Source organism: Paenibacillus sp. FSL R7-0204, assembly GCF_038002225.1.
GTDB lineage: Bacteria > Bacillota > Bacilli > Paenibacillales > Paenibacillaceae > Paenibacillus_AQ.
This window is the reverse complement of record NZ_JBBOCA010000001.1, coordinates 1697839-1719629: the sequence shown is the minus strand read 5'-3', so window position 1 is coordinate 1719629 and position 21791 is coordinate 1697839. Positions and strand designations below refer to the sequence as shown.

18 protein-coding genes are annotated in these 21791 nt (G+C 55.4%); 2 read left to right on the top strand and 16 right to left on the bottom strand.

What is annotated here, in order from left to right:
- Window positions 1–28 precede the first annotated feature (28 nt).
- Entirely contained in the window at window positions 29–871 is an 843-nt protein-coding gene (locus tag MKX42_RS07730) for a hypothetical protein (protein WP_340751996.1), read from the top strand.
- A gap of 40 nt (window positions 872–911) precedes the next feature.
- Here MKX42_RS07730 and MKX42_RS07725 read toward each other — a convergent pair whose 3' ends face one another.
- The 16 genes from MKX42_RS07725 to nifB form a co-directional block, all read right to left on the bottom strand.
- Window positions 912–1496, bottom strand: a complete 585-nt coding sequence (locus tag MKX42_RS07725; RefSeq protein ID WP_340751995.1) for a TetR/AcrR family transcriptional regulator — start codon at window positions 1494–1496, stop codon at window positions 912–914.
- Window positions 1497–2014: 518 nt separating this feature from the next.
- On the bottom strand, window positions 2015–3010 hold the full coding sequence (locus tag MKX42_RS07720; protein ID WP_340751994.1) for an MBL fold metallo-hydrolase: 996 nt from the start codon (window positions 3008–3010) through the stop codon (window positions 2015–2017).
- Between the two features lie 41 nt (window positions 3011–3051).
- Window positions 3052–3789: a class I SAM-dependent methyltransferase gene (locus MKX42_RS07715; protein ID WP_340751993.1), complete on the bottom strand. Its 738-nt coding sequence runs from the start codon at window positions 3787–3789 to the stop codon at window positions 3052–3054.
- Window positions 3790–4086: 297 nt separating this feature from the next.
- Entirely contained in the window at window positions 4087–5793 is a 1707-nt protein-coding gene (locus MKX42_RS07710) for a glycoside hydrolase family 13 protein (RefSeq protein ID WP_340751992.1), read from the bottom strand.
- 258 nt (window positions 5794–6051) lie between these two features.
- Window positions 6052–7326, bottom strand: a complete 1275-nt coding sequence (locus MKX42_RS07705) for a BclA C-terminal domain-containing protein (protein ID WP_340751991.1) — start codon at window positions 7324–7326, stop codon at window positions 6052–6054.
- Between the two features lie 379 nt (window positions 7327–7705).
- Window positions 7706–8476 carry a Cof-type HAD-IIB family hydrolase gene (locus MKX42_RS07700; RefSeq protein WP_340751990.1) on the bottom strand — a complete coding sequence of 257 codons (771 nt, stop codon included), beginning with the start codon at window positions 8474–8476 and terminating at the stop codon, window positions 7706–7708.
- Window positions 8477–8872: 396 nt separating this feature from the next.
- On the bottom strand, window positions 8873–10015 hold the full coding sequence (locus MKX42_RS07695; RefSeq protein ID WP_340751989.1) for a homocitrate synthase/isopropylmalate synthase family protein: 1143 nt from the start codon (window positions 10013–10015) through the stop codon (window positions 8873–8875).
- The gene (locus tag MKX42_RS07690; RefSeq protein WP_340751988.1) at window positions 10012–10764 is read right to left on the bottom strand and encodes a HesA/MoeB/ThiF family protein; all 753 of its coding nucleotides are present in this window, start codon (window positions 10762–10764) and stop codon (window positions 10012–10014) included. The genes MKX42_RS07695 and MKX42_RS07690 overlap by 4 nt, the downstream gene beginning before the upstream one ends.
- Window positions 10765–10811: 47 nt before the next feature.
- A complete protein-coding gene (locus MKX42_RS07685) occupies window positions 10812–11375 on the bottom strand; it encodes a DUF269 domain-containing protein (RefSeq protein WP_340751987.1) in 564 nt (187 codons plus the stop codon).
- Complete coding sequence (gene nifX, locus MKX42_RS07680; protein ID WP_340751986.1) at window positions 11359–11769, bottom strand: nitrogen fixation protein NifX; 411 nt, start codon at window positions 11767–11769, stop codon at window positions 11359–11361. Before nifX ends, MKX42_RS07685 begins: the two co-directional genes overlap by 17 nt.
- Window positions 11744–13072 carry a nitrogenase iron-molybdenum cofactor biosynthesis protein NifN gene (gene nifN, locus MKX42_RS07675; RefSeq protein ID WP_340751985.1) on the bottom strand — a complete coding sequence of 443 codons (1329 nt, stop codon included), beginning with the start codon at window positions 13070–13072 and terminating at the stop codon, window positions 11744–11746. Before nifN ends, nifX begins: the two co-directional genes overlap by 26 nt.
- Window positions 13062–14426 (bottom strand): nitrogenase iron-molybdenum cofactor biosynthesis protein NifE, encoded by a 1365-nt coding sequence (nifE, locus tag MKX42_RS07670; protein ID WP_340751984.1) that lies wholly within the window; start codon window positions 14424–14426, stop codon window positions 13062–13064. The genes nifN and nifE overlap by 11 nt, the downstream gene beginning before the upstream one ends.
- A gap of 56 nt (window positions 14427–14482) precedes the next feature.
- Complete coding sequence (nifK, locus tag MKX42_RS07665) at window positions 14483–16042, bottom strand: nitrogenase molybdenum-iron protein subunit beta (RefSeq protein ID WP_340751983.1); 1560 nt, start codon at window positions 16040–16042, stop codon at window positions 14483–14485.
- The gene (gene nifD, locus MKX42_RS07660) at window positions 16039–17496 is read right to left on the bottom strand and encodes a nitrogenase molybdenum-iron protein alpha chain (RefSeq protein ID WP_340751982.1); all 1458 of its coding nucleotides are present in this window, start codon (window positions 17494–17496) and stop codon (window positions 16039–16041) included. The genes nifK and nifD overlap by 4 nt, the downstream gene beginning before the upstream one ends.
- A gap of 33 nt (window positions 17497–17529) precedes the next feature.
- Window positions 17530–18396, bottom strand: coding sequence for a nitrogenase iron protein (gene nifH, locus MKX42_RS07655; protein WP_036695744.1), 867 nt, complete (start codon window positions 18394–18396; stop codon window positions 17530–17532).
- 6 nt (window positions 18397–18402) lie between these two features.
- Window positions 18403–19770: a nitrogenase cofactor biosynthesis protein NifB gene (nifB, locus tag MKX42_RS07650; RefSeq protein WP_340751981.1), complete on the bottom strand. Its 1368-nt coding sequence runs from the start codon at window positions 19768–19770 to the stop codon at window positions 18403–18405.
- 833 nt (window positions 19771–20603) lie between these two features.
- Between nifB and MKX42_RS07645 the strand changes: the two genes are divergently transcribed.
- Window positions 20604–21431, top strand: a complete 828-nt coding sequence (locus MKX42_RS07645; RefSeq protein WP_340751980.1) for a TerC family protein — start codon at window positions 20604–20606, stop codon at window positions 21429–21431.
- Window positions 21432–21791 lie beyond the last annotated feature (360 nt).

Sequence of the window (21791 nt, the reverse complement as noted above, 5' to 3'; positions counted from 1 at the left end):
TTTATAAAAGGAAAGGTGCGAAGTGTGCATGACCTATTCGTTCGTAGTGGAGCCGCTGGCTGTCCAGGATTTCGATAGTGAGGATGAGCGGATTGAGCGGTGTAAGGAATGGAATCTTCTGCCCGGTTCAGCCACCCGGGTCAAGACTTATCTGTACAAGCGGCAGGGCCTGACCCTGCCTTGTGAAATTATAGGGTTTGTGGATAATCAGACGGTGGTGGTCCAGTTCGAGAATAAGCAGCAGCATTGTATCCACCCGGCCTACCTCAAAGAAATGCAGACCGTAAGCTTCGGACAGCGCGCGCAAGCAGCTGCGGATGCACGGTCCGAGGACCCGTCAGAAGCTGCCACAGAGGCCGAGTTGCTGGAGAACCAGCCGGTTGAGGTTGATGCGGAGGGTGCGGGAAGTGCTGATGCTGCGGAAGGCGCGCGGAGTGCTGGTGCTGCAGGGGGCGATACTGCGGAGCGTTCAGTGAGTGGGAGTGCTGCAGGGGGCATGAGTGCTGCGGAGACAGCGGCTCCTGCAGAGAAGCCGCGTAAGCCAGCCTCCAAAAAGAAGCCCGCCCTGCAGCTGCCGGAAGACAAGCTCAAGGTTACAGCGGCTGTCAAAGAATTCACGACTGTTCCCAACCACTTTTCGGATAACGATGATGAAGTGATTATCTATGAAAATGTAGTGATAGAAGGGCATGAGCTGGCCATTGACGAAGTCTGGTCAAGCCACAGTGCCACGCTGAAGAAGCTGGAGCTGAAGGAGGGGGACCCCGTTTCTTTTGAAGCGAAGATTGTAGCCAAGAAGCTCTCCCAGCATCCGGTCAAATACAAAATCAACAACCCGTCCAAAATGAAGGTGATCCAGCCTGATTCTTAGGAATGGGGATAACCGCAGGCCGCTGGAAGACACCGGCAGCTCATTGTCTGGGCAGAGCGTCCAGCGGCTGCGGTCCCATCTGATTGCGTTCGAGGAGGATACTGATATCCTCCATCAGCTTTTTGGCCGAAATCGGCAGCGAGTGTGTAATCCACCATTCCATGACTCCCACAGCAGCCGAGGCCATAAAATGCAGCAGCATCTCCTTGTTCATCCCCCGGTTCACACCATCCATATCGATCTGCTCCGCCAGTCCCTCCATCAGCATGGCATGCAGACGGCTTCTGAAGGCAGGAATGCCGCTGTTATTAATCAGTGTAATGAAGACGGTAGCATGCTGCTCCACATATTCAGCCGTACGCAGCAGGGGACCGGAGGAGGTGAAATCCAGATTCTCCTGGACGCCCATACAGCGGTCGCGCAGCTCCGTCATTTCCTTCTCCACACACTGATCCAGCAGATCATATTTGTCCACAAAATGCAGATAGATAGTCCCTCTGCTGACATTAGCCCGCTCCGCAATCTCATGGACCGTAATCTGCTCAAAGCTCTTCTCTTCCATCAGACTAAGAAACGCCTTAAAAATAGCATCACGCGTCTTCCTGATCCGCCTGTCCACCACCATCCCTCTTACATCTCCTTCCCCTCAGCTCTTAGTTGGGTTCATTATATTTAACAGTTGTGAAAAAATCAACAGGTGTGCAGAATTGAGAGACGCTTGTGCTCTTCATTCAGATTGCTCAATGGGATTTTTCCCTTTGAATATCACACATCACCCGCCTGCAACCGGGCTGGATGTATTGTTGATTACAGATTAGTTATTTCTTTCAGGTATTCCAGTAGTCGAGGTTTCCAGAATAGTGTGAGGGTAGCAACAGGCTAATGAGCGGTTTTCGGTCAGCGGGTTGTGTGCAGTGGGGCATTACAGCGAGTTATGGGCTACGTGTTTTGAGCTGTGAGGGCGTGTTATGGGCTACGTGTTTTGAGCTGTGAGGGCGTGTTATGGGCTACGTGTCTTGAGTTGCGTGTGATGAGCTATGTATGATGTGCTACTACATGTCATGAACTGCGGGTTAGCGGCAGCAAATTACAGTATCTTGTAATCTGCTGCCAGCAGTCGGCACCGCTTCCTCGCGCGCCGGCCTACTCAACAGCCGTGAAAAACAGGCCGCCGCCGGGCCCGGCCTCCGTCTCGGCCGCCCGCCCCCGGCGCACCAGCTCGGCCAGGTGAGCCAGCGCCTCGCTCATGGCGAACCGCATCTGGTGCGCTGTCGCGACCCGGCTGCGGAACAGCCCCTCGCAGACCGCGAACCCGCTCTGCGGTCCGCCTGCGAGCAGCGCGGCTGTTGTATCCAGCCGCTCCTCATGATGCCGGAGCAGGCTGTCCGCCCGCGCCGTGAACCCCGGGAACGGTTCCCGGTGGCCCGGGAACGCCAGCGTAACCCGCAGGCTGCGCAACTCCCGCAGCCCCTCCAGGAACGTCAGCAGCGGCTGCGGATCGCTGCCCGGCTGCAGGCCGACATTGGGCGAAATCTGCGGCAGCACAGCATCGCCGCAGAGGATCTGCCCGCTGCCGCCATGGTAGAACGATACATGCCCCGGCGCATGCCCGCCTGTGATCATGGGCTGCCATTTCCGGCTGCCCATCACAAACGGCTCCGCGGCATGGATATAGGTGACCTCCGGCTGCGGGGTCACCTCAGGCAGGAAGCTATCCAGATGCTCCCGGATACCCGCAAGCCACTCCTCCGGCATGCCATGCCGCCGGAAAAAGAGCGGCAGCGCCTCATTCAGAATCGCCTCGCCCCCCCAGGCCAGACCGGCCTCGGCATGCGCCCGCTCGCTCATCCATACCCGCGCTCCGCTGCGGGACTGCATCCAGCCTGCCAGCCCGTAGTGGTCGGGATGATGGTGGGTCACCACGATATCCCGCACCTGCGTCCAGGTAAGGCTCAGCGCCTCGAGCACCTCCTGCCAGGCAAGCTCGGCAGCCGGTGTATGCGGGCCTGGATCTATGACCGTAACCCTGCCGTCCTTGTCCGGCAGCAGATAGCTGTTAACCTGGCGCAGCGGTAGCCCCATCGGCACCGATACCTGAAGAACTCCGCCGTCCCAAGCTTGAATGCTCTCCTTGTTCAACCTTCCTTCGCCTCCTCTAAGCCCTCTCCCTGATGCCATCTCTAAGGTCTACCTCCCATAAAGATCATGCGGGCCGAGGATTCAGCGTCATATTCCTCTTCATCGTAGCCGCCATGAACGGTATCCAGCTGCAGCCCGGCAGCGTCAAGCATTCTGCGGAAATCCTCCAGTGTGTAGAGCTTCACCCGTTCCTGGCACTTGCGGGCCGGAGCGCTCGCAGCCTTCGAGGTCAGCAGGATATCCTTTTTCACATACCCTTCCTCGATCCGGCGGGTCTCGTCAATCCGCACATCTCCGTCCTCCCGGACCGAATGGGGCACCAGATGGCGGATGACGTAAGCCGGGTTCAGGAAATCAATGATGAACCGGCCCCCCGGCTTCAGCATCCGGCAAATCTCTTGAAGCACCTTAATCTGCTCCTCATCCTCTTCAAAATACCCGAAGGAAGTGAACAAATTGACCACAGCATCGAAGCCGCCCGCAAGCGGAAGCTCCCGCATATCCGATTGCAGCCAGGTTACCTGCTCCGCCCCAGCCTGCGCACGCGCCTCACGCAGCAGCACCTTCGACAGATCCACGCCCGTCACCTCATAGCCAGCCTGCGACAGAGCCAGTGAATGGCGGCCCATGCCGCAGCAGAGGTCCAGCACCTTCGCGCCCCGGGGCAGGCCAAGCCACTGGATCATGCTCTCCACCTCATGACGCGCACCGCTGAAATCCCTGTGTCTGTATACAATCAGATAGTCCTCGCCAAAACATTTCTCATACCACTCACTCATCTCTCTCCTAGCTCCCTCCACACCCCGCTTCACCGCACGGGCTTATCCCTGTCTCTAATAACGCCTATTGTACCGCCTTTTACTGTAGAAGCCCAGCGAAGTCACAGACCTGCAACACATAATCATTTATTTATAATTAAAGAAATAGGATCACAGTGCGGGTTAAAAACGTATGACCTCGCGGCGTATTTCCTGAACAAGCACAAACAGCAGCCCCGGTACCGCCGGGGCTGCTGCACATCTATACGTTTGGTTATGAAGTAAGTTATGGGATCCTGAGTTATCGCTTCACTTCGCTTAAGCAGAGCCCTTATCCAACCGCTGCAGATACACGCGCGCTTCATAAGGGCGAAGCTTCAACTGCTGGAGATTCTCCTCTTTGGCAGACTCATAATTGGAAATCAGCAGCTCCAGCTTTGCGGCCGGCTGGAATTCCTCCGGCAGCTCGAATACCGGCTCATGTCCGAAGAAATTCAGGATCACGAGCAGGCGCTCGTCCTCCAGCGTCCGGGTATAAGCATAGATTTCGGGATGCTCCTCCAGCAAGAGTCCGTATTCACCATAGACGATGACCTGATGTTTTTTGCGGAGCTGGATCAGCTTCTTATAATAGTTGTAAATGGAGTCCGGGTCCCTGACACTGCTGGCCGCGTTAATCTCCCGGGAGTTCGAGTTGACCCTGATCCAGGGCGTACCTGTGGTGAACCCGCCTTCCTCGCCATCATCCCATTGCATCGGAGTACGGGCGTTGTCGCGGCTTTTGGTATGAATAGCAGCCATGATGTCGGCTTCCGGAACACCGGCGTTGCGCTTTTCCTCATAATAGTTCAAGGTCTCCACATCCCGGTAATCATCGATCGACTCGAAGGCTACATTGGTCATACCAATCTCCTCACCCTGATAGATATACGGCGTGCCTTCAAGCATATGAATGAAGGTGGCGAGCATCTTGGCCGACGGAACCCGGTAGTACAGGTCATCGCCGAACCGCGAGACCGAGCGCGGCTGATCATGGTTGCACAGATAGTTGGCGTTCCAGCCCCGGTTATGCAGGACGGTCTGCCAATCGCTGATGATGGTCTTCAGGTCCGTCAGCTTCCAGGGCACGACATCCCATTTCCCGCTACCCGGCGAAGCCGCATCCAGATTCATATGCTCGAACTGAAAGGTCATATTCAGCTCACGGCGTCCGTCACCGACATAATCCAGCGCCTGCTCCGGCCCAAGTCCCGAGGTCTCCCCTACCGTCATGATGTCGTAGTAATAGAGCACCTGATCGTGCAGATTCTGCAGCAGGGTATGCACATGATTCAGGTTCGAGAACATGTCATAGGCGCGGACCGTCGGAGTACCGCCGGGATTCAGGGCGTCCGGGTAGCCCTCCGCCTTCACAATATGGGCAATGGCATCGAAGCGGAAGCCGTCCACTCCCTTTTTCAGCCACCACTGCACCATCTCATGCAGCTTATCGATGACCGCCGGATTCTCCCAGTTGAGATCGGGCTGGAACCTGGAGTACAAGTGCAGATAATATTCATCCGTCCGGGGGTCCAGCTCCCAGACCGAGCCGCTGAAGTAGGATTCCCAGTTGTTCGGCGGACCGCCGTTTTTACCTTTGCGCCAGATATAATAGTCCCGCTTGGGATTGTTCTTCGAGCTTCTGGATTCCACGAACCACGGATGCTCATGCGAGGTATGGTTCAGCACCAGGTCCATCATCAGCTTCATGCCGCGGGAATGCATCTCGCGCAGCAGCAGGTCGAAGTCACCCATCGTGCCGAATTCCTTCATAATATCGCAGTAGTCGCTGATATCATAGCCATTGTCATGGTTCGGGGATTTATAAATCGGGCAGACCCAGATCACATCCACCCCGAGGTCCTGCAAGTAATCAAGCTTCGATAAGATCCCGCGCAGATCTCCAATGCCGTCACCGTTACTGTCCATGAAGCTAATCGGATAGATCTGGTAGACAACACTCTCTTTCCACCATTTAGGGTTCACTTCAGATACCTCCGCTTCTCTCGATTCCTGTGGTGCTAGATATAATAATATATCTTAACCACACTGGCTGAACTGAATAACAATTTATCTAAAAAGTGTATACCTGCTCCTCAGCCTTCAAACGATAAACAGCCGCCTATACTAAGGCATTTCCCACCTTTTGGATTGTTGTTGCACAAAAATACGGGATACCTGCTCCGGTACCCCGCCCTTGATATACACCCGCTCTCTATCCAGCAATATGGTCTGCTTATATTACTAGGCCAGCTGCTTAATTACAATCGAAGCATTGACATTGGCTTGTGTGCCGCCAGCCAGCGTCTGCAGTGTGACGGCGGCAGACGAGCTGTGATTCCGGAGCGTCAGCACATCACCTGAGGATAAAGCGATGATCGCCTGCCCGGTGTTCTGCTGAGTGCCTGCGCCCGATCCATAGACCGTTCCCGGAACCTGTGCCCCATTCACGAATAGGGCGAACTGGCTGGGCTCTACACCGGATACCGAGAAATTAACCTCATAGCTTCCGGCATTGGCAACCGAAATTGTAGTTGTCCCAGGGGCATGTGTAATTCCCGGGGTAATCAGCCCATTCGTATCAAAAGACACATCTGCCTCAATCGGCACTACCTGTGCTCCGAGGTTATATACATAAGCGAACTGGGCGATTCCTCCAGCCGCTCCTGTGGCCCCGGTTGCACCCGCTGGACCGGCAACTCCTGTGGCCCCTGTGGCTCCAGCGGGCCCTGCTGCACCTGTACCGCCTGTGGCCCCAGCTGGCCCTGCTACACCTGTAGCGCCTGTGGCCCCGGCGGGTCCGGCTGCTCCGGCTGCTCCGGCGGGACCTGCCGGGCCTACAGGGCCTGCCGCTCCGCCCGCTCCTGCGGGTCCTGCAGGGCCTACTGCTCCCACAGGTCCTACTGCTCCCGCAGGTCCTGCGGGTCCTGGTGCGCCCGCTGGCCCTGCCGGGCCAATCCCTCCCAGCGCTCCGGCTATCCCAGCTGCTCCCGCTGCACCTAACGCACCGGCTGCTCCGGCTGCTCCGAGTGCACCCTGAGCTCCGGCTGCACCCAATGCTCCGGCGGCTCCCGCTGCACCCAGAAGCCCGGCAGCCCCGGCTGCTCCACGGGCACCAGCTGCCCCGCCTGCTCCGGCTGCTCCGAGCGCACCAGCCGCTCCTGCGGCTCCAAGTGCACCCGCTGCTCCAACCGCCCCGAGCGCACCAGCCGCTCCTGCGGCTCCGAGCGCACCCGCTGCTCCTGCAGCTCCCAGCGCTCCTGCGGCTCCGGCTGCTCCAGCTGTTCCCAGTGCTTCTACAGCTCCAGCCGCATTCAAGGCTCCTGCGGCTCCGGCTGCACCCAAAGCACCTAATGGAATATTGACGCGGACAATTTGCTTTTTGACGATAATATTTTTCTTGCAGCTGCAATTGTTGTCCTTCCGTTTTCTCACGGGACGTTTCGCTCTCGGCAAAGGGCATCCCGTAAGCTCCTCTGTGCAGCTCCGCTTTTTCTTCTTATGTTCCGTACGCCCCATATTCGACACCTCCTATAGACTCTATGTATCCTACTCCGTTCACCCAGAAAGGGCATGGACATTCATCCTGTAGGCAAATAATTATTTTATGGAAAAGTGGTTAATTGTACAGGATGGACAAGCTCAATTCACCCCGTCACGCCGGAATTTGTTCTCATACCCGCTCACCACCCGTCCACCAAAAACATATACTATTGCCGGATAAATAGCTTTCATTGCCCCGTTGATCATATTTGATTGCAATGCAAAAAAAAGAGTATTCCATTGCATAAACTGCAATCGAATACTCGTCCAGTAAAGCACCATGCTAAATCCGGGAGTAAGAATATCCCCCTCAAGGGTTCAATGAAGTGAGACCGTAGCAACCGAGCTCTCCTGCCTACAGCAGTCCGACCATCTTCAGGCCTTCAAAGATGCCGTCCTCACGGACAGACTTCGTAATGAAGGAGGCGGCCGCCTTCGCTTCCTTCTCGCCGTTGCCCATGGCAATGCCATACCCTACATACCCCAGCATCTCCACATCATTCAGCCCATCACCAAAAGCATAAACCTCTTCCTTCTCCACCCCGATCACCTTCAGCATCTCCGCGATCCCGTTCGCTTTGGAGCCGTTGCCGGGCAGCACATCCATACACAGCGGGTGCCAGCGGATGAAATTCAGCTCCGGGTACCGCTCGGCGTAGACCACTTGACTCTCCTGCGGACAGAAGATCATCGCCTGGTAGATATCATTCTTCAGGAAATATCCCGCATCATGCGTCGGAAATACCAGCTTCAGCGAACCGACGCTCGTATTGATGTACTCATGATCGGCCACATTCACTCTCATGCCCGCCGTATCTGTATACGCAACAGGGTGATCCAGCTTCTCCGCGAACAAGGTCAGCTCTTCCAGCACACTGGTCGCAATCGGGTTCTTGTACACCGGCTTCCCTTCATAGACCACATACTGCCCGTTCAGCGAGACATACGAGTCAATCCCCAGTTCCTCGCGCAGCCCCTCGAACATATAATCCGCTCTTCCGGTAGCAATTGCTACATGGTGCCCGCGTCTCTTCAGCTCCGCTATCGCTTCTCTGGTGGAAGCCGGAATATTCTTGTCTTCATCATAGATCGTACCGTCAATATCGAAAAAAATCGTTTTCTTCAAAGTGATGCCTTCCCTTCTCCATACGCTCTGCCTATTTACAGCCTGCTCAAATTGTAACAAAATCCTCCGTCAAAGTAGAGTCTATTCTCCCCGCCGCCCTGCCAGCCCCGTGTATCATCAGCCGTTGTATTCCAAAAAAAGCTGCGCCGCACTCCACATGGAGGACAGCCCAGCTTATGCATCCGCATATTTAAAACGCACTTAGATTAGAACTCAAAGCTTGATCGTCACTGCGGTGAACATTTGGACTTCCGGCCGCTGTTGTATTTTGGATTTCCTAATTGCAACCACTCCTCGTGGTAGAAATCCAAACACAAAGGCGGTCCCTATCGCTCCTCCAGTTCCAAATTTCCCCTCCGCTTCTTTTTGCTTTTTGTTAAAATCTTAGCGCGTTGCCTACACCGCATTCTGCGCGCGCTGCTGCTCTTCCATCAGCCACTGCAGCAGCATGACTTCCGGCACAGTGCCCTTCCGGGCCTCCGCATATGCCCGGACCTTCTCCAGCAGACGGCCGGCCGTCTCGGCGCTGACCGCAAGTCCCTGCTGCTCCAGCACATGAGCCACGCCGCCGCTGCCGGAATGCTTGCCCAGCACGAAGCGGTGCGCCCGGCCGACCACCGCCGGATCGAAGAACTGATACGTTTCCTGCTCCTTCATCAGCCCGTCCACATGAATCCCGGATTCATGGGTGAAGGCGAGCTGCCCTACGACCGGCTTCCCATCGCCGACACTGCGGCCGGATGCGGCAATGACCTTGTCCGCGAGGCTCTGGAGCCCCTCCAGCCGGACCGTACATTCGCCGCCGTACAAATAGCGCCAGGCCATGGCTACTTCCTCCATGGCCGCATTGCCGGTCCTCTCGCCGATCCCGGCCACCGTAGTACTAGCCCACACCGCTCCGGCAGCTACGCCGCTGAGCGTGTTCGCACAGGCCAGCCCGAAGTCATTGTGGCAGTGTACCTCCAGCTCCACATCCTCAGGCACTTCTCCCAGCAGCAGGCTTACCCGCTCTGCCATCTGGCCCGGATGATGGGCCGAGACAGTATCTGCATACCGGAACCGGCGGATGCCTTCCTTGTATAAGGTATTCACCACTTCAATCAGGAAGCTCATATCCGCCCTTGAGGAATCCTCCATGCCTGCCGATACGGTCATGCCCTGCCGCAGCCCGTACTCCACGGTACGCAGCAGCTTGTTCAGACCTTCCCGGGGCGTCAGCCCCAGCTTTCCCTGCAGCTGAATCTCCGACACCGGGATGGAGATATGGCTCCAGTTCACGCCGGTAGCCTTGGCCTTGTCAATATCCCCGGGGACTGAACGGTTCCATGTCATTAGTTTCATGGGCAATCCCAGCTCAGCAACAGCGGCAATATCCTCTTGCTCCCGCTTGCCCATGGCAGGAATGCCTACCTCTGCCTGCTCTACTCCGCTCTCCGACAGCAACTTTGCGATTTCCAGCTTTTCCGCCCTCGTGAATGAAACTCCAGCCGCCTGTTCACCATCCCTGAGTGTCGTGTCACATAGCTTGAGACGTTTCACGGTTTACCTCCCTCTCCGCAGCAAGCGCAATTCGGATTACGGGCAATACGGACGCTATAACAGGCGAAGTCGAGTGAGCTGAAGCGATGCATTACGCCCGCGTAAGTTGTCCCTACCCCTGTAATCCATTTTACGGCCTCCAGCGCTGCCAGACAACCGGCAATCCCGGAGGTGGCGCCCAGAACCGGGAAGCCGAGCGGCTCCCACTGCGGCGGCAACCCCGGATACAGGCATTCGAGGCAAGGTGTAAGCCCGGGAATCACTGTAGTGAGCGATATTTCAAAGCCATACATGGCCGCCTCCACCATCGGTGTATTCGTATCCACACACAGCCGGTTCAGCGCATAACGCTCCGGGAAGTCGTAGCGGGCATCGATTACAATATCGGCTGCTTCCACCCAAGGCCATGCCGCAGGATATTCAATTCTGGAGTTATAGCCTTCAATCTCTACATGCGGATTCAGCTGCTTCAGCCTGGCAATCGCTGTACTGATCCGCTCCTGGCCGAGATGCTCACTGTCCATCAGAATCTGCCGGTTCAGATCCGGGGCCACAATCACCCCCTCATGAGCCAGAATAAGCCGGCCCACGCCAGCTGCGGCCAAATAGAGGGCAGCCGTTCCGCCTAGCCCGCCGATTCCGGCTACCATAACTGTCGCTTCCTTCAGCGCTTTTTGCCCGTCTTCCCCGAGCAGCTTCAGCTGCCGGGTGTACCGTTCCAGCTCCAAACCACCGGCAAGCTGCTCCATCACTGACTCCCCCTGTGACCAGTTATATTAGATATTCCTTTCTTAATCTAGCCCTCCAGGCTGAGCAGGCCATGCGCTGAAGTCATCTCCTTATATTTCTCCAGCCAAGCCATTCCTTCTTCAATGCACTCCACCCCGTACGAAATCGTCTTCTCTGCCGAAGTGAACGGGAAGGGGAAGCCTGCCCGCAGGCTTTTAAGCACCACAATGACTCTGCCGCTGTAGAGCAGCCCCCGTCCGAAGCCCTCGCCGTTAATCTCCGCCGTACTCTGGATCATAAGGCCGGTTCTCTCCTCCATAACGCCTGCCATGGCCTGGAACAGCAGCGGCACCTGCTGGCGGACCTTCGGCGACACCGCACAATTAAATTCCGATTGATCCTTATCCCCGGCAGACGCCAGGAACAGCTTCGCGATCTTCTCCAGCGGAGGAAGGCTGCTGTTCCGTCCGAAAAAGTCTCCGGCATCCAGAAGATGACACAGACGCCGGATCAGGGCATCTGCGGTCTCCGGATTCAGCTCCTTGCGCGCTCTGGGACTGCGCTGTCTCGCCGCAGCTCCCGGAATCACCGTACCCTGCAGCGCCGCACTCTCATTAGCCATGGGTTCCATCCGCTTCTCCTCCTTCACTCTCTTCCGCTTCCTCTGCCCGCAGCACCTTGGCCAGCCACATCGGCGGCTTGCCCTGAAGCATCTCGACCAGCCGCTTCAGCTGCTCCTCAATAGGGCTGCCCAGCGGAACCTTCACCGGCATAATCTTCCGGCGTGTTACCCGCGCAGCGGCCGATGCGCCGATCTGCATGATGAAGATCAGGGTACAATCGCCTACGGAATCCAGGCGGCTTTCGATTTTGCCAGCTTCATCCTGGTGCGGTACGGCAGACAGTCTGCGCAGCTCCACCAGCTCGGCCCCGGCTTTCGTTACATTATATACAGCGAACATCGGACTCTGTCCGAAATGCGCATTCACACGGCTTCCATCATCTGTGGCGAACGCTACTTTCACGGCTGTCTGCCTCCCTTTGCATTAACAGATTCCCTGCTTTATTACTCCATTCCATTGCTCCCCGGTACCCGACCGAGACAGACATGTAAGCGCCAAGCTCATTCCAGACCGGGAACCCGGCCGGCATGAACGCGGCACCGATCCGCTGTGCCCCGGCGATCCCGTGGGAATTACTGATCCAGAGATCCGCTCCCTTGCCCAGCACCTCGGCATCATCCAGATCGCCCACCCACACCTCGCGCTCCATTCCGGCAATGAGCGGGGTCTCGAACGAAGTGATCAGCGCCTTCTGCTCTACGCCCAGCTCCTCCAGCCACCCCGAGACCGAATACAGATGATCCGGTTCCAGTGCGGCAAGCACCGACATTCCGGCAAATTGAAAATGGGCGTCCAGCATGCTGTCGAGCAGATTCTCCCGCTGCCAGCAATACCGCAGCGGCACCGGCTCCCCGCTGATCTGATGCAGGAAATGCAGCAGTTCATCGGTTGCTTTAAGCCCCATTGCCCCCTCGAATACCTTATACGGGGTGCCTATGGCGTTATGCAGCCGTCTGGCCGGACGCTCCATGCTGCCGCCCACGGCAATCGTCAGCCCGGACTGCAAGCTCTGGAGCATAGAGTCCAGCGGAACCCCGCCGCGCGTCAGCGGCGAGAAGCCGGTCAGCAGATGGCCGGACAAGGAGGTCGATATATCCGGCAGCGCAATCACCTCGAAGCCGAATGAGGAGATGAGCTCCTTCAGCTCCATCACATCGGCCGGGGTTAAGAATGAGCCCGGCAGCAGGGTAATCTGCCGGGTATTCATGCTTCTTTGCCCCCGGTGTCCTACCTGCTGGATCATCTCGTCAATCATAGACTCCACCGTAGAGCTGAAGCCCGATTCCAGCGATCCGCGAAAATCAGGCAGCACCACGGAGAAGGCGAGACCACCGCGCATATTCCGCTCTCTTTTATACGTCTTAAGCATGTTCTGATAATCCACACCGGCTACATCCGTCAATTCCGTCCCAATAATGCCGATGATGTCCGGGCGGTGCTTGCTGAGCACCAGATTCAGCGCCTCCTCCAGATTGCGGTTGGCATCGAAGATAACATCCATCTCCTGCAGCGCCGAGGTCTGCACGGCAATCGGTTCCCGGAAATGACGGGTCAGGAGCGCCTTCGGAAAAGCGGAGCAGCCCTGGGAGCCGTGAATCAGCGGCATAGCCCGGTAGCAGCCTTGCAATGCCAGTACGGCACCCAGTGACTGCCCGATCTTCATCGGGTTGACCGATGCGGGCTTTTTTCTCCGGTTAACGGTCATAGGGCGGAGCCTCCTTATCCCAGGGAGCGGGGCTTGCCGCCAGCTTCCAGATCGGGTTCGCAAGTGAATAGGTCAGCTCTTTGGCCAGCCGCAGCAGCCCTTCATATCCGGCATACGCTTTGTGGCGCTCCTGATTAATATCAATGAAGGGAATCTGCTCTTTCATTGCTACATACATATTGCGGCCGCCGGCAATCATAATATCCGCCTTGCGCTCTCTTACCGTCTTGATAATCCGGCTGGCCCCGCCCTCGGGAATGTATTCTGTATCATCACCCACGCGGTCGGCAATCCGCCGCACATCATCCTCCGTGCTTTTGTTCGTGCCTACCCCGACGACCTGAACGCCCAGCTCCTTCAGAGCCGAGATGACAGACCAGCTTTTGACGCCGCCCGTATAGAGTACAGCCCGCTTCCCCCTCAGCAGCTTGCGGTAAGGCCGCAGCTCCTGGCTTAAGCGGGCTTCCTCCCGCTCGGTCAGCCGGTCCACGCGCCGCTCCATCTCCCTGTCATTCATCAGATAGGCCATCTGGCGCAGCGAATAGGTCGTCTCCTTCGCACCATAGAACGAGCCTTCGAAATACGGGATGCCGTATCTCGACTCCATCTCCTTGGCAAGGCCCAGCAGCGCCCGGCTGCAGACCACCATATTCACTCTCGCCCGGTGCGCCCACGTAATCTCCTTATAGCGGGCATCTCCCGTAATCCGCGAGGTTACGGCAATCCCGGCGCTGTTCATCAGCTTCTCAATATCCCACATCTCACCGGCGATATTGTACTCCCCGATCAGATTAACCCCGAGATCCGTCTCCGGCTCAGGCTCCCCCGTGCCGATGACATACTGCAGCAACGCATCCCCCGCCAGCCGGTTCCCGAGATTCTTGCTCCCGACGAAGCCGGGACTGTTCACCGGGATGACAGGAATCCCGATCCGGTCCGCCGCCTCCTTGCAGACCGCGTCCATATCTTGGCCGATCAGCGCGGTCACGCAGGTTGAATATACAAATATTGCCGGAGGCGCAAAGCGCCCGGCAATATAATCAATGCTGTCCTTCAATTTCTTCTCGCCGCCAAAAATAATATCAGAATCCGTAAGATCCGTAGCGAAGCCGTATTGGGACAGGGAGGGGCCGCTGGATAACGTGCCTCTGCTCTCCCAGCTGTTTCCGGCGCAGGCAATCGGTCCATGAACCAGATGTGCAGCATCCATAATCGGCAGCAGCGTGATCTGGGCTCCGTCGAAGGAGCAGCCTCCAGCAGCTTCGCCCGGCTTGGGCCTTGGACAGGGCTTCGCCTTAGGCGCTATACTCCCGCAAGCCTGGGAATCAAATTCATCTTGCCGTAAAGGGTCCATTAGCTCTTCATCTCCTTCGCTTAAGATGCTGGAATTCACGCCAGGCTTACGCGCAGTTAGCGCACCAGCTCAAAATTAAAGCCGGAGTTATGATCATCAAGCTGCTGCAGAATCGTGTTCACGATCAGGCTGAGCAGATTGAGTGTTCCCTGATACCCGATAATCGGATAACGGTGCATGTGATGGCGGTCGAAGATCGGGAAGCCGACCCGCACCAGCGGCACCTCCGCATCCTTGGCGGCAAATTTCAGATGGGAGCTGCCAATCGCCAGATCCACCTTGTCATTCAGCAGCAGCGAGCGCATATGCCACAGGTCTTTGCCTACATGTACAGTAGCTTCGGTGCCATACGGGCTTGCTGCCAGCAGCGCTTCAGCTTCGTCCTTGAACTTCACTTCATTGAAATCCACATCACCGTTCGAGCAGATAATGTGCACCGGCTCCATCCCGGTCTCGAGGCAGAACCCGATCAGGCCGATGAGCAGGTCCGGGTCGCCTACCAGCGCTACCCGCTTGCCATGCAGATAAGGGTGACTGTCCATCAGCGCATCCACGACACGGCCGCGTTCTTCCGTGAGTATTGCTGGAATCGGGAGACCGGTCAGCTCGCTGATCGTAGCCAGCAGCGTATCCGTGCCCTTAATGCCCAGCGGTGTGGATAATGCTGCCAGCTGCTGGTTCCAGGTACCGCTGATATATTCCTGGGTCTTCTTCAGCGTATACTTTTGCAGGGACAGGGTTGCAAGCGCATTGGCAGCCTGCGGAACATCCGCCAGCTTCGTGCCTCCGTAGTAGTATTCATACTCTCCGGTTGCCGGTGAATCGTAGTTCCCGCTGTGATCTCCAAGTATGGTGTACTTGGTATCAAAGGCTCCCAGAATCTTGCGCAGCTCCGCGAAGTTCCCGGTGTACGGCTCGAAGCCCAGCATCACATTCAGCTTCTCTCCGCTCTCCGCGCCGCTTCCCGGCTTGCTCTCTATACCCGAACGGGTGTAGAGGTAGCTCAGGATACCCTTGATCATGGCGTCGTAGCCAGTGATATGTGAGCCGACGAAGCTCGGCGTGTTGCAGTAGGCCACCGGATATTCCTCACTGATCACCCCTTTAATGCGGGCATTGCCGATAAAAGAGTTCAGGTCATCCCCGATGACCTCAGCCATACAGGTAGTACAGATCGCAACCATCTCCGGTTTGTACAAGGCGACACTGTTCTCCAGACCGTCAATCAGGTTGTTCATCCCGCCGAATACGGCTGCATCCTCTGTCATGGACGTGGACACGGACGGCGTGGGCTCCTTGAAGTGGCGGCTGAGATGACTGCGGAAGTAGGCGTTGCAGCCCTGCGACCCGTGAACGAACGGCAGCGTCTTCTCGAATCCGAGTGCGGCCATGACCGACCCCAGCGGCTGGCACGCTTTATGCGGATTGATCACCACATTCTGGCGGTTGAAATTCTTCTCCATATATTCGGCGGACTTGGAGTAAGCGAGTGCTTCGGCGGTCTCCTGCTCGCTGCAGGGCGCTTCGAACTGCTTCTTGTTCTCCCGCTGCTGCACATAACGCTCTTCTTTGAACAAGCTGGTATTATCTTTAATGTTCAGTTCATCCCTGCTCATACGCCCGCCTCCTCCGGCTCCATTTTGCCTTTTCTGCTCACGAGATCCCATACCGGGCTGTTCACAGTCATATCCATATCCTTCGCAAACACCTTAAAGCCGTCGAAGCCGTGATACGGGCCGCTGTAATCCCACGAGTGCATCTGACGGAACGGCACACCCATCTTGTGATAGACATATTTCTCCTTCACGCCTGAGCCTACCAGATCAATGTTCATCTTTTTCGTGAGCTCTTCCAGCTCATAAGCCGTAGGATCATCCATGACAATGGTTCCCTCGGCAAGCATCGGAAGCATCTTCTCATAGTCATCCTTGTGGGCGAATTCATAACCGGAGGCCACGATATCCATCCCCAGATCTTCATAAGCTCCGATGGTGTGGCGGGAACGCAGGCCCCCGATCATCAGCATGACGGTTTTATTTTCCAGGCGCGGTCTGTATTTGCGGATCACTGCATCCATAACCGGCTTGTATCTGGCGATCATCTGCTCGCAGTTCTCCTGAATCGTAGCATCGAAAAGTGCTGCAATCGCCCGCAGGCTCTCATACGTCTTCGTAGGCCCGAAGAAATTGTATTCCAGCCAAGGGATGCCATAGGCCTTCTCCATATGGTCCACCATATAGTTCATTGAGCGGTGGCAGTGGATCAGGTTCAGCTTCGCTTTGTGGGCTACCTCCAGCTCGTTCAGAGAGCCGTCACCGGACCACTGGGCAATAACGCGCAGGCCCATCTCTTCCAGCAGGATACGGGAGGCCCAGGCGTCGCCGCCAATGTTATAGTCGCCGATGATATTCACATCATAGGGACCGGTCTCCGCCAGCTCGGCACGGCCCATCACGAAGTCACGGATTGCGTCGTTCGCAATATGATGGCCCAGCGACTGGCTGACCCCGCGGAAGCCCTCGCAGCGTACCGGAACAATCGGCATTTCCAGCTCCTTGGACATCTTCTTCGACACCGCTTCGATATCATCGCCGATCAGGCCGACCGGACATTCCGACTGGACAGAGATCCCCTTAGCCAGCGGGAACATCTCGGTAATTTCACGCATAATGACGGCCAGCTTCTTATCCCCGCCGAACACGATATCCGTCTCCTGAAAATCACTGGTAATCTGCATCGCCGTAAAGTTATCGATGCCAAGCGTCCCATTCGCAAAGTTACGGCGTGAGCCCCAGCTATACTGTCCGCAGCCCACCGGCCCGTGACTGATATGGACCATATCCTTGATCGGACCCCAGACCACCCCTTTGGAGCCGGCATAGGCGCAGCCGCGCGGGGTCATGACACCCGGACGGGATTTGATATTGGACTTTACCGCACAGGTGCTGCAATCAATGGCCTTTTCATCCGCCACCTGAAAATGCTTCTCGCGGTCCTTCCGCGCCTTTTTGGGATAGGCTTCCAGAATCTCCTCAACCAGCTTCTGATTCTCTTCAATACTCAGTCCCATGGTTTGACCCTCCTTTTCTCTTCGCCTCAGAGCTTATTGCCCGGAAGCCTGCAGCTTCTTGATCGCAGCTTCTTCATCTTCAATGATGCCGAATTCCATCAGCAGCTCTTCCAGCTCTTCCATCGAGATCGGGGTAGGGATTGTCAGCATTTTGTTATTGAGGATTTTCTCGGCCAGTATTTCATATTCTTTGGCCTGCTGGTGTTCAGGGTTATATTGGGCTACAGTCATTCTGCGCAGCTCAGCATGCTGAACGATGTTGTCGCGGGGAACAAAGTGAATCATCTGTGTGTTCAGGCGGCGGGCCAGCTCCATAATCAGCTCATCCTCACGGTCAGTATTCCGGCTGTTACAGATCAGGCCGCCGAGTCTTACACCGCCGCTGGTCGCATATTTCAGGATACCACGGGCGATATTGTTGGCTGCGTACATCGCCATCATCTCACCGGAGCAGACGATATAGATCTCCTGGGCCTTGCCCTCACGGATCGGCATGGCGAATCCGCCGCATACCACGTCACCCAGTACGTCATAGGAGACGAAATCCAGATCCTGATAGGCACCCTCCTGCTCCAGAAAGTTAATTGCAGTGATAATCCCGCGTCCTGCGCAGCCTACCCCCGGTTCCGGCCCGCCGCACTCTACGTTGATGATGTCGCCGAAGCCTGTCTGCAGCACATCCTCAAGCTCCAGGTCCTCTACGGAGCCAAGCTCAGCCGCCAGCTCCAGCACGGAGTTCTGGGCTTTGGTATTCAGGATCAGACGGGTGGAATCCGCCTTCGGGTCACAGCCTACGATCATGACTCTTTGTTCGAATTTGGTGGCCAGCTGAGCCAGGGTGTTTTGTGAAGTTGTCGATTTACCGATACCGCCTTTACCGTAGAAAGCTATTTGTCTCATTGTTCATCATCCCTTCGAAATGTTTATATTTTCAAAATAAGAGCTGTACTTCACACTTTCGAGAATGGCTTCCTGAATGCCGCCTTTGCGGACAAGAGGCAGGACACCGATTTTGTTCAGGCTGGCTCTTGGGGCCTCGCCGATGCCGGAGCAGAGAAGAATGCGGCAGTCACTTAGAATCGTTATAATTTCTTGCAGCGTAGCTGCTTTGTCACCGTTACAATCGGCCTTGCCATGGCAATAGGCTTGAATTCTGCGGACACCCAGGAGCTGTACATCCGTTCCGTCGGTGTCGTAGACCAGGAACTCAGTGGCATGACCGAAATGCTGATTCACCTTGTCGCCGCCTCTGGTGGCAACCGCGACCCGTGCCTTCGGCACTCCGGTCTGAATGCGTCTGGCCTGTTTGGCTAAGACACGCTCGCGGATCTTGATGTCCAGCTCACTCTGGAACATCGCCCGGGCTTCTTCATTAATGACCGGCTCAGCCTCCATCGCCTCCAGCGGGAAATCGGGATTGCGGTCCTGGCCCAGCAGCCCGATCGCATCGGCCCGGCATTGCCGGCAGTGACGCATCACCTTCATCCCCCCGCGGCCCAGCTGCTCCTGCAAATTAAGCAATTCCTTAGGACGGGGTGCCTTACGGCCATCCGCTTCATACTGGCTGCCCGGCGCGATAATAAGAGGTGTTACATTGTGCAGCGTAGCCCCGAGCTCTTTTACCCGCGCTGACACTGCAGTCAGATGATGATCGTTAATCCCCGGAATCATAATGGAATTCACTTTGACCAGAATCCCCAGCTTCGCCAGCATTTCAAGTCCCAGTAATTGACGGCTGATCAGCAGCTCGGCTGCCTCTCTGCCTTCGTACCGGACCCCTTCATCGGACACCCAGGGATAAATCGCCTGGCCGACATCAGGGTCGATCGCGTTGATGGTGATCGTGACATGGCGGATGCCCAGCTCCATAATCTCATCCACATGCCGGTACAGCGTGAGTCCGTTAGTGCTGAGACAGAGGGAGACATCAGGCACATGCTTCCTGACCCGGGCGAAGGTATCGAAGGTCTGCTCCGGGTTCGCCAGCGGATCTCCGGGTCCGGCCACCCCCACCACTGAGAGCTGCATCAGCTGGGCGGCAACTCCCCGCACCTTGCGTTCCGCCAGCTCCGGAGTAAGCACCTCACTGACCACGCCCGGCCTGCTCTCATTCACACAGTCGAACTTGCGGTTACAGTAATTGCACTGGATGTTACAGGCGGGAGCAACCGGGATGTGCATCCGGGCATAAAACCGGTGGGCCTCCTCGCTGTAGCAAGGGTGGCGGCTAATCTCCTCCTCCACTTCACTTGATAGACATGACGGCTGCATCATTTCCCACCTCCTGAAAGTTTTACGGAGCATTTGCTCCTTGAAACCACTTCGCAGTAAAACTTGCTTCGAAAGCATACGCTAAGTTTTGTAAGCTAAGCTTCTCTGCACATTCTGCGTACAAAACTCGCTTCGGAAGCATTAACTTAAGTTTTACGGAGTATTTACTCCTTGAAACCACTTCGCAGTAAAACTTGCTTCGAAAGCATACGCTAAGTTTTGTAAGCTAGGCTTCTCTGCGCATTCTGCGTACAAAACTCGCTTCGGAAGCACTAACTTAAGTTTTGCGTTTCAAATGGCCTTTGATTTGGTTAATGTTATTTTATCTAACATCTAACTTACTTGGCCGCTTTAATTAGTCTCATCATATTTTCATTACCGGGGATCGTCAATTAGTCCAACGTTTATTTCGTCCTTTATTTCCTTTTGTTTGCAGTTTCGCCATATGATATGTTAACTTATATGACTTAAACTTATCATGTTTCCGTTTTCAGGCCTGTCATTTCTATTGATAGTTGTTCTCACAAAAACATTGACAACGCCTCTTAACTCGGATATGATACTTTTAGTCAGAAACGAATCACCTAAAATTTCATATAATCCCGTAAAGGGGAGTAGCTGTTAGATAAAATCGTCAATACGAGAATGTGAGGATGTTCTCCGGTTTTATCGGCAATAGATTATTGTTAGCGAGACCTTTACCAACCAGGTTACCTTTATTCCAAAGGCTAATCTGTTTGGTAAAGGTCTTTTTTATATATATTTTTGGTTAAACTAATGGTATCACCGTTAGTTTCTCAAAAAAGCAGCTAAACCCACTTGAGGAGGAAACAGCAATGGATTGGGGATTACTATTAGAATACGGATGGGTATTGCTCGTTCTCGTAGCACTGGAAGGGCTGCTTGCCGCAGACAACGCACTTGTACTCGCAATTATGGTTAAGCATCTTCCTGATGAGGAACGTAAGAAGGCATTGTTCTACGGATTGGCCGGAGCGTTTGTGTTCCGGTTCGGATCGCTGTTCGTCATCTCCTATCTGGTAGACATCTGGCAGGTACAAGCCATCGGTGCGCTATATCTGTTATTTATCGCGGGGAATCACATCTTCCGAAAAGTGTTATTCGCTAAGCCGGTCACGGAAGACGCCGCTGAAAGCGGAAGCCCTGGAGCTGTAAATAAGAAGAAAGCCAGCTTCTGGTTCACCGTACTTAAGGTCGAAGTAGCTGATATTGCCTTTGCCGTAGACTCCATCCTCGCAGCCGTAGCCTTGGCCGTCGCTCTTCCGGCAAGTGGTATCGGCAACATCGGCGGACTCGACGGCGGACAGTTCCTTGTAATCTTCGCAGGCGGCTTCATTGGTCTCGTCATTATGCGGTTCGCTGCTTCCTTCTTCGTTAAGCTTCTTCACACCCGTCCGGGTCTTGAGGTGGCTGCCTTCTTTATCGTCGGCTGGGTAGGGGTTAAGCTCGCTGTCATCACTCTGGCCCACCCTGCTCTGGGTGTATTGTCCGAAGACTTCGCACACAGCACCTGGTGGAAACTGACCTTCTATGTAGTTCTGATCATCATTGCAGCTACAGGCTGGTTCATGAGCAGTGTCAAGACCGAAGAGAATATCGGCGAGAACCCGGTCAAGGAAGTCGATAAGCAGCTCGGTAAATAATCTATATTAGAAAGAAAAGCTCTATAAGATGCCCTTAAGATTAGAACTCAAAGCTTGGTCGTCGCTGCGGTGAACATTTGGACTTCCGGCCGCTATTGTATTTGAATTTCCTGATTGAAACCGCTGCTCGCGGTAGAAATCCAAATACAGCTTTTGCTTACGATGCGAGCTTTCCTTCGGAAAGCTTTCAGGCGGTCGCTTCCGCTCCTACAGTTCCAAATTTCCCCTCCGTTTCTTTTTGCTTTTTGTTAATTCTTTAGTGCGTCTTATATAGTCCATAAAAAAGAAATCGCCCCTTTGGGATGGATGGTCGATCTTCCATCTTACCAAAAGGGCGATTTCTTTTTGAGTTTTTGAAAC